A 14,635-nucleotide genomic window follows, 5' to 3' on the forward strand; every position below is an offset into this window, starting at 1 on the left:
GCTCACGCTCCTTGTTCTGCGAGTTCGACGAGGCGGGTCAGGCGGATCCGGTTGATCTTCACGAGCTCGCCGCGGGCGGTCTCCCGCTCCTGCTTCGGCGAGTTGTCGATCCGGACCTTGACCGCGTCGCGCATGAACTCACCGGTCGCACCGGTGGCGCAGATGAGGAAGACGTGGCCGAACTTCTCCTGGTACGCCAGGTTCAGTTCGAGGAGCTCGTTCTTGAGGTCCTCCGAGGCACCGGCCATGCCGCGCTGCTCCCGGGCGGAGGTCGGGTCCCCCGGCTTCGGCCGGCCGATCGGCGCGTGGCCTGCCATCGCTTCGGCCAGGTCCTCGGCGGTGAGCTCGGCCATGGCGGCCTCGTTCGCGGAGAACAGGGAGTCGGCGGTGGCGAAGGGGCGCTGGGCGAGCAACTTGCCCCCCCATGCCGAACTGGCGCACACCTCGTGCAGCTCGGCCGTGGCCGCGCTGTCGTCCAAGGCGTTGAACCGGGTGAGACCCGGGGTCGGACTCGAAGTCACGGTAGGCCTCCGTGGCCTGTTGTTGCTTTGACGGGCTGCGCATAGCTAACGCCCTCGGCAACACGGCGTCAACACTTTGTTGAAACTTCCCGTACACAAAAGCCGCCGCCCGGGTGAATTGGGCGGCGGCTCGTCACAGCGGGTCAAGCAGGCTTCACGCTTTGCTGTTCTTGTTGGGGTTTTCCCTGTTCAGATAGTTGTAGACCGTGAAGCGGCTTACGCCCAGGGCGCCCGCGACCGTCTCCACGCCATGCCGGACGGAGAAGGCGCCGCGCGCCTCCAGTATCCGGACGACGTCCTGCTTGGACTTCCGGTCGAGCTGTGACAACGGTACGCCGTGCCGGCGCTCCAGCGCCGCCAGGATGTGGTCCAGCGAGTCGGACAGCTGGGGCAGGCGTACGGCCAGCAGCTCCCGGCCTTCCCACGACAGGACCACGTCGTCGGGCAGGGCCTGGGCCGGATCCATCAGCTCGCCGCCCATCGCGTCGACCAGCGGCTTGACCGCGGTGACGAACGGGTGGTCGCGGGGCTCGGTCATGGGGCGTCCTCCCCGATCACGTTGACCTGGAGCGAGACGCGCGTGGCCCCGGACCCCAGCGCGTCACGCAGCAGCGCGGCCACCGCGGTCAGCACCTCGTCGGCGTCACCCTCGGCGGTGTTGCCGAACGGACCTACGTCCACCGCGTCCAGCTGGGCCTTCTGGATGACCTCGCGAGCAGCCACGGCATGGGCAGGGGCCTCTTCCAGATCGAAGGGCTCGGTCGTGAACTCCACTCTCAATCGCACGCTGGTCAAGCTACCTCCCGGTCGGCTTTTTTCGGCAGTCCGCACTTGACATCTGCGACGAGCCCGATGCAGTCTTCCATCAAGCAGAAACTAACTTCCGCAATACGGAAGGAGCGCACACCCCTCATGGGATACACGGACCAGCGCTTCGATGTGAACCTTTCGATCCTCTTCACGGAACTCCCGCTTCTGGAGCGTCCCGCGGCTGCCGCCGCGGCGGGCTTCACGGCGGTCGAGCTGTGGTGGCCCTGGATCGAGACCCCCACCCCCGCCCAGACGGAGCTCGACGCCCTCAAGAAGGCTCTTGAGGACGCCGGCACCCAGCTGGTGGGCCTGAACTTCTACGCCGGCCAGCTGCCGGGCCCGGACCGCGGTGCGGTCTCGGTACCCGGTGAGGAGTCGGACCGCTTCAACGCCAACATCAACGTGGCCGCGGACTTCGCCGCCTCGGTCGGCTGCAAGGCGCTGAACGCCCTCTACGGCAACCGCGTCGAAGGGGTGGACCCGTCCGTTCAGGACGAGCTCGCCCTGAAGAACCTGGTCGTGGCGGCTCAGGCCGCGGACCGCGTCGGCGCGATCCTCCTGATCGAGACCCTCAACAAGCCCGAGTCGCCGCTCTACCCGCTGGTGAGCGCCCCGGCCGGCATCGAGGTCGTGGACAAGGTGAACGAGGCCACCGGCCTCGGGAACGCCAAGTTCCTGCTCGACCTTTACCACCTGGCGATGAACGACGAGGACCTCTCCGAGGTCATCGAAAAGTACGCCGCCAAGACCGGGCACGTCCAGATCGCGGACAAGCCGGGACGCGGTGCCCCCGGCACCGGCGAGCTGCCCCTCGAGGAGCTGCTCGACCAGCTGAAGAAGGCCGGGTACGCGGGCTACGTAGGCCTGGAGTACAAGGCCGCCGACGCCGCCGCCTCCTTCGCGTGGCTGCCGGCCGAGGCCCGCGCCGCCGAGTAGGCGGACCAAGTCCAGGCGATCAGCCAGGCACGTCACGCACTTTTCGTACAAAGCATTAAGAGAAGGATCCTCGTCATGAGCAACCTCCCCAAGATTGCCTGGATCGGCCTCGGAATCATGGGCTCCCCCATGGCCGAGAACCTCCTGAAGGCCGGCTACCCGGTCACCGGCTTCACGCTGGAGCAGGACAAGCTGGACCGCCTGGCCGCCGCCGGCGGCGCCGCCGCCGGCTCGATCGCCGAGGCCGTCAAGGACGCCGACGTCATCATCACGATGGTGCCCGCCTCCCCGCAGGTCGAGGCCATCTCCTACGGTGAGAACGGCATCCTCGAGAACGCGAAGTCCGGCGCGCTGATCATCGACATGTCGTCGATCACCCCGCAGACCTCGGTCGACCTCGCGAAGAACGCAGCCGAGAAGGGCATCCGCGTCATCGACGCCCCGGTGTCCGGCGGCGAGGCCGGCGCCATCGAGGCCGTCCTGTCGATCATGGTGGGTGGCGAGCAGGCCGACTTCGACGCGGCGCTGCCGATCCTCGAGGCGCTCGGCAAGGTCATCGTCCTGTGCGGCCCGCACGGCTCCGGCCAGACGGTGAAGGCCGCCAACCAGCTCATCGTCGCGGTGAACATCCAGGCGTGCGCCGAGGCCGTCGTCTTCCTCGAGAAGTCGGGCGTGAACCTCCAGGCCGCCCTGGACGTCCTCAACGGCGGTCTGGCCGGCTCCACGGTCCTGACCCGCAAGAAGGACAACTTCCTGAACCGCGACTTCAAGCCCGGTTTCCGGATCGACCTGCACCACAAGGACATGGGCATCGTCACCGACGCCGCCCGCAACGTCGGTGCGGCCCTCCCGGTCGGCGCGGTCGTCGCCCAGCTGGTCGCCTCGCTGCGCGCCCAGGGTGACGGCGGCCTGGACCACTCGGCCCTGCTGCGCGCGGTCGAGCGCCTCTCCGGCGCCCAGATCTGAGCCCGCGGCCCGCTCGCCGGGCCGCCGCCCCTCCCCCTTCGGGGGGCCTGAGTTTCCGGATGGTGCCGGTGCTGACACCTGTCCTGTCGCGCCCAAGCGCCGGCACCGTCCGGATCACCTCTCTCCATCTTTGTTCAACAAACTGTTGACGTTGCGTTCGGCCTGAAATTAGGCTGTTCCGCATGACGGAAGACGCTTTCCGTCAGCAGGTTCCCGTACGGAAGGTCACCATGTCGAAGCGCACGCTGACGACCGAGTCCGGCGCCCCGGTCGCCGACAATCAGAACTCCGCCACCGCCGGCGTCGGTGGCCCGCTGCTGATCCAGGACCAGCAGCTGCTCGAGAAGCTTGCCCGGTTCAACCGTGAGCGCATACCGGAGCGCGTGGTGCACGCCCGCGGCTCGGCCGCGTACGGCCACTTCGAGGTGACCGACGACGTCACCGCGTACACCAGCGCCGCGTTCCTGAACACGGTCGGCAAGAAGACCGAGACCTTCCTGCGGTTCTCCACCGTGGCCGACTCGCTGGGTGGTGCGGACGCGGTCCGCGACCCGCGCGGCTTCGCGCTGAAGTTCTACACCGAAGAGGGCAACTACGACCTCGTCGGCAACAACACCCCGGTGTTCTTCATCAAGGACCCGATCAAGTTCCCCGACTTCATCCACTCCCAGAAGCGCGACCCCTTCACGGGCAAGCAGGAGCCGGACAACGTCTGGGACTTCTGGGCGCACGCCCCCGAGGCGACGCACCAGATCACCTGGCTGATGGGTGACCGCGGCATCCCCGCGTCGTACCGCCACATGAACGGCTACGGCTCCCACACGTACCAGTGGACGAACGAGCAGGGCGAGGCCTTCTTCGTCAAGTACCACTTCAAGACGAACCAGGGCATCCGCTGCCTGTCGGGCGAGCAGGCCGCCGAGCTCGTCGGCAAGGACGCGAACTCGCACCAGACCGACCTGCTCCAGGCGATCGAGCGCGGTGTGAACCCGAGCTGGACCCTGTACGTCCAGATCATGCCGGCCGCCGAGGCCGCGGAGTACCGCTTCAACCCGTTCGACCTCACCAAGGTGTGGCCGCACAGCGACTACCCGCTGCAGCGCGTGGGCCGTCTGGTCCTCGACCGCAACCCCGACAACGTCTTCGCCGAGGTCGAGCAGTCCGCCTTCTCCCCGAACAACTTCGTCCCGGGCATCACCGCCTCGCCGGACAAGATGCTCCAGGGCCGTCTCTTCGCGTACGCCGACGCCCAGCGCTACCGCCTCGGTGTGAACCACACCCTGCTGCCGGTCAACGCCCCGAAGGCGACGCAGGCCGAGAACTACGGCCGCGACGGTGTCATGGCGCTCCGCAACGGCTCGCGCCACGACAAGAACTACGAGCCCAACTCGTACCAGGGCCCGGCCGAGACCGGTCTGGCGCTCGGCGCCCCGAAGGCCGTCTCCGGCTACACGGGCACCCACGAGGCCCCGGCCCACACCAAGGACGACGACTTCTTCCAGGCCGGTGAGCTCTACCGCCTGATGTCGGAGGCCGAGAAGCAGCGTCTGGTGGCGAACATCGCCGGCGGCCTGTCTCAGGTCACCCTCGAGGACGTCATCGAGAAGAACCTGGCTCACTTCCACGCCGCGGACGCCGACTACGGCAAGCGCGTCGAGGAGGCCGTCCGCGCCCTGCGCGACGCCTGAGCCGAATAGCTGCACCGGGGACCTGGCGGGAGGTCAGGTCCCGGGTGCCGAGCCCGAACCGCGGACCCGGATGAGGGGTGGTACGCGGTAAGGGCCGGACGAGGACCGCGACGGGCGTGTGAGCCAGTGCGGTGGTAATGGGTGCCGAGGCCCGTCTCTTGACCTGAGGGAGACGAAGCCGAAGCTCTCGTCACCGCCCGTCGCGGTCCCAGCCACTCCTTATATACAGGGGCCACGCACAGGGTCCCCTGTATGTGCACAGGGTCCCCTGTATGTACAGAGTCCCCTGTATCCGAGGACAGCCTCCCCAACGACTCCGCCCGGCGATGCGAATGTCCTGTCGCGCCAGCCTCGTACCGTCGGGCGGTCAAACCCAAAGCGCCGAGTCACGGACGGTCCCGTGACTCGGCGCTTTGTCATGCGCGGCGGTCGACGACGTCGATGGCCAGGTGCGGCCACGGCGTGGTGAGCGCGGCCAGTTCGTCCGACATGGGTCCGGTCGCTGCACGCAGGGGCTCGGCGGGGCTGAAGTGGACGGTCGTACCGGTCGTGCCGTCGTCGGCGACCGGTGTCAGGTCGGTCGCGGGAACGCCGTGTTCGTAGCGCTGGAGCCAGGCTCCGCCTGCGCGGCGGTTGGTGTGGACGAGCCATTGACTGAGCGCCGCGACGACGGACATGCCGCGCCGCGGGTGGCCGTCGGGCAGGATCTGCGCGTCGGGGTGATCGAAGAACCGGAGGTCCTTCGTCGCCATGATCGGCTTCTTCACCGGCCGGCCGTGATCGTCGAGGCGGGTGTCGGTGCCTCGGCCCTCGTCCGCCACGGAGACCGAACCGTCGGCGTGGAGCGTGACCGTGCACCGTCCCCCGCCGACGCACTCCGCCTCGTCGGCTGCGTACGCCACGACTTCGAAGAGCAGGTGGGGAAGGCCGCCAGGGGCGAATACGGCCTGGTTCTCACGGATGTGGGCAAGGTGGTCGGCGTCCACGGAAGCCGCCCAGTCGTGCGTCGTGTTGCGCCACGAGGCCATTGATCTCTCCATCGGAGCAGTATGCAGAACGGCCCCCGTTCCTCCTGGTGGAGGGACGGGGGCCGTCACGTACAGCCGCTACTGCGCCTTGGGCGTCAGACCGCCAGCGGGCGGATCGCGGTCGGGGCGTGGCCCGGCTCGGTCGCGAGCTCCTCGAACTCGGTGACGTCGCTCATGTCGACCGTCTTGCTCATCGAGATGTTGGTGACGCGCTCCAGGATGGCCTCGACGACCACCGGGACGCTGTACTCGGCGGCGAGCTTCTTGGCCTCCTCGAGAGCGGCGCCCAGCTCGTTCGGGTCGGTGACGCGGATCGCCTTGCAGCCGAGACCCTCGACGACCTTGACGTGGTCGACGCCGTAGACACCCAGCTCCGGGGCGTTGATGTTCTCGAACTCCAGGTTGACCTCGAAGTTGATGCCGAGGCCGCCCTGCGCCTGACGGATCAGGCCGAGGTAGGCGTTGTTCACCAGGACGTGGACGTACGGGATCTTGTGCTGCGCACCGACCGCCAGCTCCTCCAGCATGAACTGGAAGTCGTAGTCGCCGGAGAGGGCGACGACGGGGGTCTGCGGGTCGGCGGTGGCGACACCCAGCGCGGCCGGGATGGTCCAGCCGAGCGGGCCGGCCTGGCCGCAGTTGATCCAGTGGCGCGGCTTGAAGACGTGCAGCATCTGCGCGCCGGCGATCTGGGAGAGGCCGATGGTGGTGACGTAGCGCGTCTCCGGGCCGAAGGCCTTGTTCATCTCCTCGTAGACGCGCTGCGGCTTCATGGGGATGTTGTCGAAGTGCGTACGGCGCTGCAGCGTGGCCTTGCGCTCCAGGTGGGAGGCGACCCACGCGCTGAAGTCGGGCAGCTTGCCCTCGGCCTTGAGCTCCTTGGCGACCTCGATGAAGATCTCCAGCGCGGCCTTGGCGTCGGAGGCGATGCCGAGGTCGGGGGCGAAGATCTTGCCGATCTGTGTGGGCTCGATGTCGACGTGGACGAACTTGCGGTCGCCGAGGTACGCGTCCAGGTTGTAACCGGTGTGACGGTTGGCCCAGCGGTTGCCGATGCCGAGGACGAAGTCCGACTCGAGGAACGTCGCGTTGCCGTAGCGGTGCGAGGTCTGGACACCGACCATGCCGGCGGCGAGCTCGTGGTCGTCCGGGATGACGCCCCAGCCCATGAGGGTGGAGATGACCGGGACGCCGGTCAGCTCGGCGAACTCGACCAGCAGGTCGGAGGCGTCGGCGTTGATGATGCCGCCGCCGGCGACGATCAGCGGACGCTCGGACTCCAGCAGGAACTGGATGGCCTTCTCGGCCTGCTTCCGCGTGGCGGCCGGCTTGTGCACGGGCAGCGGCTCGTACAGGTCGGGGTCGAACTCGATCTCGGTCAGCTGGACGTCGATCGGGAGGTCGATCAGGACCGGGCCCGGACGGCCGGAGCGCATCAGGTGGAAGGCCTGCTGGAAGACGCCGGGGACCTGTGCGGCCTCGAGGACCGTGGTCGCGGCCTTGGTGACCGGCTTGGCGATCGAGGCGATGTCGACGGCCTGGAAGTCCTCCTTGTGGAGCTTCGCGACCGGAGCCTGACCGGTGATGCACAGGATCGGAATGGAGTCCGCGATGGCCGAGTACAGGCCGGTGATCATGTCGGTGCCGGCGGGGCCGGACGTACCGATGCAGACACCGATGTTGCCCGGGTTGGTGCGGGTGTAGCCCTCGGCCATGTGCGAGGCGCCCTCGACGTGGCGGGCGAGGGTGTGGTTGATGCCACCGACGTTCTTGAGCTCGCGGTAGAACGGGTTGATCGCAGCGCCGGGCACGCCGAACGCTTGCGAAACGCCCTCGCGCTTGAGGATCTCCACTGCAGCGGCGGCGGCTGTCATACGAGGCATCGAGTTCTCCTGCGGGTCTGGCGGTCAGACTGCTTCCCGGGGCGTTTCCACAATCCGGAAGTTTTGTTCTGCTATACGGAACAAGCTAAGCGGCCAGTCCTCGCTCGTCAAGGAGCTTCAGCACCCCGGAACACACCAAATGCCGCGTCTCACGCAAGCGAGTTGTACGAACCACCGGCACCCGGCCGAATATGAGGGGAAAATCGAGGGCAGGCTCGCCCGTCGGTGGCAGGTGATGGAGCATGGACCTACGCACAGCGACGGAGGGGGCCGAGCACTCATGGCGGAAGCGGTACCGGTGCGCTGCCCGGCATGTCTGCGCGAGAACGGCTACGCCGCCCCGGTCTTCCCGTGCGCCTGCGGAAGCCCGGTCACCCCGCCCCTGGACCTCGCGGCGCCGCCCCTGCCGCTGACGCACCGCACCTGGTCGGACGCCTGGGTGGCGGTGCGGTGCACGGCGTGCGGGCGGGTGAGCGAGTGGCCGCACCCCGAGCTGGGATGCGCGTCGTGCGGGACGGTGGTGCTGATTCCGGTGCACCCGGTGGAGACGGGTATGGGGTCGGGGCCGGGGATCGGCTTACGGGACGGGCTGCCTCCGCGGCCCGGCGTACGCGGACAGGGGCGGGAGGCGGATCCGGCCCGGCCGGGCGCGCCGGGGCGGGACGGGCCGGCCGGCGCGGACGGCGTGTCCGGTACATCCGGCACGCCCGGACCGGCCCCCGGGCAGCCTTCGGCGGCGCCGGTGCCGCGGCCGGCGTTCCGCCCGGTGACCATCCGTACCGCCCGGGATGCGGTGGCCACGGCCGCGCTGTACCTGCGGTGGCTCGGCTTCCAGGACGTCCGGCAGCCCGATGGGCGGCCCATCCCCTCGGCGGCCGTGGACCTGCGGGCCCCGGGGCTCGTGGCGCAGGTGGACCCGACCACCGCTCCGGCCGGACTGCGGGCCGTCGAGTGCGTCTGGCTGAACGGACTCACGGCCTCCGCGACCAGCGTCTACTTCGCGCTCGCGGGATATACGGAGGACGCCCGCTCCCGCGCGGACGACCTCGGGATACCGCTGTTCGTCATGGACCTCACGGGCATGCCGCAGCCGGTCAACGACCCGGCGGACCAGCTGGTGGGCGCGGGGGCGTAGGGCGGGGCCGGGCCGGTCGGTCAGGCCGCGGGGCAGGACGTAGGCTCGGACACATATCCGTATCCGTTGGTTGCTTGCCTGCGTGCCCGCTTGCCCGCCTGGGTGCCTGCGTGCCTGCCCTTTCCCTGCCGAGGAGAGCCCGATGAGCCTGTACGACATCCCGCTGACCACCCTGTCCGACGAGCCCACCAGCCTGGCGGCCCACAAGGGCAAGGCGATCCTGCTGGTGAACACCGCTTCGCAGTGCGGTCTCACCCCGCAGTACTCGGGACTGGCCCGGCTGCAGTTCAAGTACGAGGAGAAGGGCTTCACCGTCGTCGGCGTGCCCTGCAACCAGTTCGGCGGGCAGGAGCCCGGCAACGCCGAGGACATCGCGACCTTCTGCGCGGCCGGTTTCGGCGTGACCTTCCCGATGCTGGAGAAGACCGAGGTCAACGGCGAGCACCGGCACCCGCTGTACCAGGAGCTGGTGAAGACCCCGGACGCCGACGGCGAGGCGGGCGACATCCAGTGGAACTTCGAGAAGTTCCTCATCTCCCCGGCCGGCGAGGTCGTGGCGCGCTTCCGGCCGGGCACCGAGCCCGAGTCCCCCGAGGTCATCGCCGCGATCGAGGCGCAGCTGCCGGCCTGACCGGCCGTACGGAGCCAGGGCGGGCCGACCGTACGGCCGGCCGCCCCCGGCAGTACCCGGACCGGACTCAGCCGCCGAGCTCCGCCTCGTCGTACTCCGCGCCCGAGCCGGCCGCGGTGAGCTCCCGCAGCTCCACCCGGCGGATCTTGCCGGACACGGTCTTCGGCAGCTCCGCGAACTCGATGCGGCGGATCCGCTTGTACGGGGACAGCACTGCGCGGGAGTGCGCGAACAGCGCCCGCGCGGTCTCCGGTCCGGGCTCCCAGCCGGCGGCGAGCGCGATGTAGGCCTTCGGCACGGCGAGCCGCAGCGGGTCGGGGGCCGGGACCACGGCGGCCTCGGCAACGGCCTCGTGCTCCAGCAGGGCGCTCTCCAGCTCGAACGGGCTGATCTTGTAGTCGGAGGCCTTGAAGACATCGTCCGAGCGCCCCACGTAGGTGAGGTACCCGGCCTCGTCGCGCGAGGCGATGTCGCCGGTCCGGTAGAGCCCGTCCGCCATGGCCTCGGCGGTGCGCTCCGGGTCGTCCCGGTAGCCGGTCATCACGCCGGCGGGCCGGCTGCGCAGGTCCACGCAGAGTTCGCCCTCGTCGGGGGACTCTTTCCCGGTGACGGGGTCGAGGAGGACGATCTCGTACCCGGGCGCCGGACGCCCCATCGAGCCGGGCTTGACGGGGACCCCCGGGAAATTGCCGACCTGGAGGGTGGTCTCGGTCTGGCCGAAGCCGTCGCGGATGGTGACGCCCCAGGCCTCGCGAACCTTCTCGATGACCTCGGGATTGAGCGGCTCGCCCGCGGCGACGGCCTCGCGCGGAGGGGTGCGGAGCTTGGTGAGGTCGGACTGGATCAGCATCCGCCACACGGTGGGCGGGGCGCAGAAGGTGGTCACGCCGTGCCGGTCCATTTCGGCCATCAGCCGCTCGGCGTCGAAGCGGGCGTAGTTGTGCACGAAGACGGTGGCGCCGGCGTTCCACGGGGCGAAGAGGTTGGACCAGGCGTGCTTGGCCCAGCCGGGCGAGGCGATGTTGAGGTGCACGTCGCCGGGGCGCAGCCCGAGCCAGTACATGGTGGAGAGGTGGCCGACGGGGTACGAGGCGTGCGTGTGCTCGACGAGCTTGGGGCGGGCGGTGGTCCCGGAGGTGAAGTAGAGCATCAGCGGGTCGGTGGAGAGCGTGTCGCCGTCCGGGCTGAAGTGGGAGTCGGCCGCGTACATGTCCTCGAGCCGGCACCATCCGGTGGGTACGTCCGCTCCGGCGGCGATCCGGGTGTAGGTGCCGGGGACCTCGTCGAACTTGCCGGTGTCCTCGGCGCGCACGACGACGTGCCGTACGTGGCCGCGCTCGATGCGGTCGCGCAGGTCGGCCGCGCCGAGGAGGGGGGTGGCGGGGATGACGACGGCGCGCAGCTTCATCGCGCCGAGCATGACCTCCCACAGCTCGCGCTGGTTGCCGAGCATGACCAGGAGCCGGTCGCCGGCCGCAACGCCCCGGTCGCGCAGCCAGTTGGCGGCGGAGTCGGACCGTACGGACAGCTCCGCGAAGGAGACGGACCGGCTGGTGCCGTCCTCCTCGACGATGCGCAGGGCGTCGGCGGCGTTGCCGGTGGCGATGTGGTCGAACCAGTCCAGGGCCCAGTTGAAGCGCTCGGGGCGCGGCCAGGTGAATCCGGCGTGGGCGGCTTCGTAGTCCCCGCGGTGTTCGAGCAGAAAGTCGCGTGCGGTGAGGAACTCGGCGGTGGCGCCGGTGTTGTGCGTCATGGAAGGCATCGTGCCGTGCCGCCCGTACGCCCCACCAGAGCGGCGTCAGCCGTGGATTGACCCGAAGCGTACGGAGCCGGAGCCGCCGGTCTCGGTCATCTCGGCGATCACGCGCTCCCCTTCGGTGACGATGTGTTCCTTCTCCGCCTTCGAGACCCTCCCGAAGAGCTCGACGGTCAGGGTCCCCTCCTCCAGCCGCCACAGCCCGCCGACGAAACCGTCCACGAGGAGGGTGCAGTAGGCCTGGTTCCCCACCCAGGTGCGCCCCTTGATCTCGGGGGCGACCACTCGGGTGCGGTCGGCGTGGGAGAGCAGCAGGTTGTCGAACTCCGGGAGGAAGCGGGGCGGGGCCGGCGTGTCGGCGTCGGGCCGGGGCGCGTCGGGCAGGTCGAACAGCTCGACGCCGTTCTCGTCGCGGAAGACGGCCAGCTGGGGGCGCAGCCGCTCGAAGGCTTCCCGCAGCCGGGTCAGCCCCGCCCAGATCTGCATGTCCTTGACGGAGGCGGGCCCGAAGGCGCCGAGGTAGCGCAGCACGACGTGGTCCACGGCCTGCGGGGCCGGCGGCGCGGCGGGCGGGGCAAGCGGGGCAGGCGCGGCAAGCGGGGCGGGCGCGGCGGCCGCGGCCGGCGTGTCGAGCCACTGCTCCACGGTGGTGAGCCGTACCTGCCCGCTGCGTCCCCACACCCCGCGGGGCGTGACCTGGACGAGCGGGAGCCGGCACCGCGCTGCGACGGACAGGGACTGCGGATCGGCGTCCGGCCACTGGGTGAGCAGCTCCTCCCGGATCTCGCCCATCGTGCGCGGCTCGGCCTCGACGAACGCCCGCGCGAGCTCGCCGAGCCGTTCCAGATCCACTCCGACGAGCCCCTTGCGGAAGTAGTTGACCTCCCGGTCCCGGGCACCCTGGACCAGCGGCCGCAGGGTCAGCGCGTCGTGCGCGGTGTGGGTGTGGATGGTGGACCGCATGGTGACCATCCGGACCACCTGCCGGGACTCCATCAGCTCCGCGAGCTCGGCGGGCCGGAATCCGGCGAGCCGGGCGTGCAGCTGGAAGTAGGGCGGCTTCACGTTCTGCGCCTGGAGTCCGAGCAGGTGCGCGACGGCGTCCTGCGCGGACATTGCGGCGCGGCTCAGGAGCAGCTGGCGGGCGAGCGTGGCACGGTTCAGTGAGCGGGTGTCGAGTACGGGATGTGCAGTCCGGGAGGCCATGGACAGCAAGCTACCCCCCGTTGCGGACAGATACTGTCCGCAAGCGGGGGTGGCCCCGATATCCCGAACACCCCGCCGCTCGCCCGAAGTCCACGTTCGATTAGACATGTTCGACATACACGTTCGACCGGGAGCAGACCTGCGATGTCGGAGCGCCCAGACCGCCGCCCCTCGCCGTCCGGGAAGCGCCCGGGATGGCGCCGCCCCACGCCCCCGCCCGCCTCGCCACCCGCATCCCCGCCGCCCGGCCCGAAGCCCGCGCCGGCGCCGGCCCCTCCCCCGAACCACCGCAGCGTGATCGACTCCGCCGTCTACCGCGACGGTCGGCGCATCGCCTCCCCCGCGACCCTCGCGGAGACCTTCCGCCAGCTGCGCGACCAGCCCGACGGCATGGCCTGGATCGGCCTGCACCGCCCCACCGAGCCCGAGCTCCACTCCCTGGCCGCCGAGTTCAACCTCCACGAGCTCGCCGTCGAGGACGCCCTCGAGGCCCACCAGCGCCCAAAGCTGGAGCGCTACGGCGACACCCTCTTCGTCGTCCTGCGCGCGGCGCGCTACCTCGACGCCCCGGAGGAGGTCGAGTTCGGCGAGCTGCACATCTTCGTCGGCCCGGACTTCCTGATCACGGTCCGCCACGGCGCCGCCCCGGACCTCTCCGCGGTCCGCCGCCGCATGGAGGAGACCCCGGAGCTCCTCTCCCTCGGCCCCGAGGCCGCCCTGTACGCGATCCTCGACGTGGTGGTCGACGGGTACGCGCCCGTCGTCGCGGGCGTCCAGAACGACATGGACGAGATCGAGACGGAGGTCTTCCGCGGCGACCCGGAGGTCTCCCGCCGCATCTACGAACTCTCCCGCGAAATGGTCGAGTTCCAGCGCGCCACCCGCCCGCTGGTCGGCATGCTCCACGCCCTGATGGCCGGCTTCGCGAAGTACGGCACGGACGAGGAGCTCCAGCGCTACCTCCGCGACGTGGCCGACCACGTCACCCACACCAGCGAACGCGTGGACGGCTTCCGCCAGGCCCTGACGGAAATCCTGACGGTCAACGCCACCCTGGTCTCCCAACAACAGAACGCCGAAATGCGTGCCCTGGCCGAAGCCGGCTTCGAACAGAACGAGGAGATCAAGAAGATCTCCTCGTGGGCCGCCATCCTCTTTGCACCCACACTCGTGGGAACCATCTACGGCATGAACTTCGAGTCCATGCCTGAGTTGGGTTGGACCTTCGGATACCCCCTTGCGATCTGCCTCATGGGGATGGTTTGCGTCAGTTTGTACGTGATTTTCAAGCGGCGCGACTGGCTCTAAGCCCCTCGCATCACGCTCAGCCATCCTTCACACTTCGCTTTCGCATCACTCACAGATCGACACAGAAGCGGCCGTGGGGGGTCCCTGGGGGGGGAATAGATACGGGTGATCTCGTCTACCTGCCTCCAGCAAGGCCCTGACCAGGACTTTTGCCCTCCTGTAGGCGTTGGGGAGAATCCGGGGAGAATCGACTGGCGATCCACGTCCTGTATCCGCGACTTCGCCTCTTCGTGCTCAACATCTCGCGGCGCCCTTGCTGCACGCGCAACTGATCACAGAAAGTGACATCGGCACGGAGCCACACCTGGCTCACTTTGGGCGCAGGCCCGCGCATCACGGCCCGCATCGCTTCTGCGGCCGCCATAATGGAGGCATGTCCTCCAGCCCACAGCATCCTGCACCCGCGCCGAGGGAGCTCTCCGGCGCGGAAGCCGAGGACCTCGCGTTGTACCAGGAGAAGTTCCGGCGCCGTCTGCCGGAATCGCTGGACGAGCTGCACGGGCCGGCGCACGGTGTCGTAGAGCTGCCGCTGCACCTGGCCTGGTCCGGGATGACCTCGTACGACCTGGGCAAACCTCGCCAGCGCGTGGGCCTGTACCGCACCGTCCTGCACGAGGGCCTGCACGACGACCTGCCCCTCTACCTCAATCAGGATCTACTCCTCCAGCTGTGGCCCGTGCTGCGCACGCTCGTCGGTCGCACCGTGCGCACCGTGTGGGAGGACGCCTTTCCCCAGCTCGCCTCCCGCACCCGGGCAGCCGCGTGAC

14 protein-coding genes are annotated in these 14,635 nt (G+C 69.4%); 7 read left to right on the plus strand and 7 right to left on the minus strand.

The features are described 5' to 3' along the window. Positions 1-2: 2 nt before the first annotated feature. From uraD to OHT74_RS08805, 3 genes are all read right to left on the minus strand, one after another. Positions 3-521, minus strand: a complete 519-nt coding sequence (uraD, locus tag OHT74_RS08795) for a 2-oxo-4-hydroxy-4-carboxy-5-ureidoimidazoline decarboxylase (RefSeq protein ID WP_328619929.1) — start codon at positions 519-521, stop codon at positions 3-5. Positions 522-675: 154 nt separating this feature from the next. After that, entirely contained in the window at positions 676-1,059 is a 384-nt protein-coding gene (locus OHT74_RS08800; RefSeq protein ID WP_266662320.1) for a helix-turn-helix domain-containing protein, read from the minus strand. Beyond that, positions 1,056-1,307 (minus strand): thiamine-binding protein, encoded by a 252-nt coding sequence (locus OHT74_RS08805; protein WP_328619930.1) that lies wholly within the window; start codon positions 1,305-1,307, stop codon positions 1,056-1,058. The genes OHT74_RS08800 and OHT74_RS08805 overlap by 4 nt, the downstream gene beginning before the upstream one ends. Before the next feature lie 126 nt (positions 1,308-1,433). Between OHT74_RS08805 and OHT74_RS08810 the strand changes: the two genes are divergently transcribed. The 3 genes from OHT74_RS08810 (at position 1,434) to OHT74_RS08820 (ending at position 4,921) form a co-directional block, all read left to right on the plus strand. Beyond that, positions 1,434-2,267 (plus strand): TIM barrel protein, encoded by an 834-nt coding sequence (locus OHT74_RS08810; RefSeq protein ID WP_328619931.1) that lies wholly within the window; start codon positions 1,434-1,436, stop codon positions 2,265-2,267. A 75-nt stretch (positions 2,268-2,342) separates the two neighbouring features. Continuing rightward, entirely contained in the window at positions 2,343-3,233 is an 891-nt protein-coding gene (locus OHT74_RS08815) for a 2-hydroxy-3-oxopropionate reductase (RefSeq protein ID WP_266662326.1), read from the plus strand. 230 nt (positions 3,234-3,463) lie between these two features. After that, the gene (locus OHT74_RS08820) at positions 3,464-4,921 is read left to right on the plus strand and encodes a catalase (protein WP_266672582.1); all 1,458 of its coding nucleotides are present in this window, start codon (positions 3,464-3,466) and stop codon (positions 4,919-4,921) included. Positions 4,922-5,337: 416 nt separating this feature from the next. On the opposite strand, the gene OHT74_RS08825 is transcribed toward OHT74_RS08820, so the two are convergent. After that, entirely contained in the window at positions 5,338-5,961 is a 624-nt protein-coding gene (locus OHT74_RS08825; protein ID WP_328619932.1) for an ATP-binding protein, read from the minus strand. An 83-nt stretch (positions 5,962-6,044) separates the two neighbouring features. Beyond that, positions 6,045-7,823: a glyoxylate carboligase gene (gene gcl, locus OHT74_RS08830; protein WP_266672584.1), complete on the minus strand. Its 1,779-nt coding sequence runs from the start codon at positions 7,821-7,823 to the stop codon at positions 6,045-6,047. A gap of 289 nt (positions 7,824-8,112) precedes the next feature. Here gcl and OHT74_RS08835 point away from each other — a divergent pair, with 289 nt between their 5' ends. Together OHT74_RS08835 and OHT74_RS08840 are read left to right on the plus strand one after the other, a co-directional pair. Beyond that, positions 8,113-8,967, plus strand: a complete 855-nt coding sequence (locus OHT74_RS08835; RefSeq protein WP_328619933.1) for a hypothetical protein — start codon at positions 8,113-8,115, stop codon at positions 8,965-8,967. Positions 8,968-9,109: 142 nt separating this feature from the next. Further along, complete coding sequence (locus OHT74_RS08840; protein WP_328619934.1) at positions 9,110-9,598, plus strand: glutathione peroxidase; 489 nt, start codon at positions 9,110-9,112, stop codon at positions 9,596-9,598. 67 nt (positions 9,599-9,665) lie between these two features. Here the strand turns inward: OHT74_RS08840 and OHT74_RS08845 are convergent, their stop codons facing one another. Together OHT74_RS08845 and OHT74_RS08850 are read right to left on the minus strand one after the other, a co-directional pair. Further along, positions 9,666-11,351: an AMP-binding protein gene (locus tag OHT74_RS08845; protein ID WP_328619935.1), complete on the minus strand. Its 1,686-nt coding sequence runs from the start codon at positions 11,349-11,351 to the stop codon at positions 9,666-9,668. A gap of 45 nt (positions 11,352-11,396) precedes the next feature. Continuing rightward, positions 11,397-12,560, minus strand: a complete 1,164-nt coding sequence (locus OHT74_RS08850; protein ID WP_328619936.1) for a winged helix DNA-binding domain-containing protein — start codon at positions 12,558-12,560, stop codon at positions 11,397-11,399. Positions 12,561-12,704: 144 nt separating this feature from the next. Between OHT74_RS08850 and OHT74_RS08855 the strand changes: the two genes are divergently transcribed. After that, on the plus strand, positions 12,705-13,868 hold the full coding sequence (locus OHT74_RS08855) for a magnesium and cobalt transport protein CorA (RefSeq protein ID WP_328619937.1): 1,164 nt from the start codon (positions 12,705-12,707) through the stop codon (positions 13,866-13,868). A gap of 373 nt (positions 13,869-14,241) precedes the next feature. After that, positions 14,242-14,634, plus strand: a complete 393-nt coding sequence (locus tag OHT74_RS08860; protein WP_266662337.1) for a hypothetical protein — start codon at positions 14,242-14,244, stop codon at positions 14,632-14,634. Position 14,635 lies beyond the last annotated feature (1 nt).

Origin of the sequence: Streptomyces sp. NBC_00354, assembly GCF_036106915.1 — a bacterium.
GTDB lineage: Bacteria > Actinomycetota > Actinomycetes > Streptomycetales > Streptomycetaceae > Streptomyces.

Coding starts and splice junctions, on each gene's coding strand:
- OHT74_RS08800 (WP_266662320.1), bottom strand. CDS start 1,059: ATGACCGAGCCCCGCGACCACCCGTTCGTCACCGCGGTCAAGCCGCTG.
- OHT74_RS08810 (WP_328619931.1), top strand. CDS start 1,434: ATGGGATACACGGACCAGCGCTTCGATGTGAACCTTTCGATCCTCTTC.
- OHT74_RS08815 (WP_266662326.1), top strand. CDS start 2,343: ATGAGCAACCTCCCCAAGATTGCCTGGATCGGCCTCGGAATCATGGGC.
- OHT74_RS08820 (WP_266672582.1), top strand. CDS start 3,464: ATGTCGAAGCGCACGCTGACGACCGAGTCCGGCGCCCCGGTCGCCGAC.
- OHT74_RS08825 (WP_328619932.1), bottom strand. CDS start 5,961: ATGGAGAGATCAATGGCCTCGTGGCGCAACACGACGCACGACTGGGCG.
- gcl (WP_266672584.1), bottom strand. CDS start 7,823: ATGACAGCCGCCGCCGCTGCAGTGGAGATCCTCAAGCGCGAGGGCGTT.
- OHT74_RS08835 (WP_328619933.1), top strand. CDS start 8,113: ATGGCGGAAGCGGTACCGGTGCGCTGCCCGGCATGTCTGCGCGAGAAC.
- OHT74_RS08840 (WP_328619934.1), top strand. CDS start 9,110: ATGAGCCTGTACGACATCCCGCTGACCACCCTGTCCGACGAGCCCACC.
- OHT74_RS08845 (WP_328619935.1), bottom strand. CDS start 11,351: ATGACGCACAACACCGGCGCCACCGCCGAGTTCCTCACCGCACGCGAC.
- OHT74_RS08850 (WP_328619936.1), bottom strand. CDS start 12,560: ATGGCCTCCCGGACTGCACATCCCGTACTCGACACCCGCTCACTGAAC.
- OHT74_RS08855 (WP_328619937.1), top strand. CDS start 12,705: ATGTCGGAGCGCCCAGACCGCCGCCCCTCGCCGTCCGGGAAGCGCCCG.
- OHT74_RS08860 (WP_266662337.1), top strand. CDS start 14,242: ATGTCCTCCAGCCCACAGCATCCTGCACCCGCGCCGAGGGAGCTCTCC.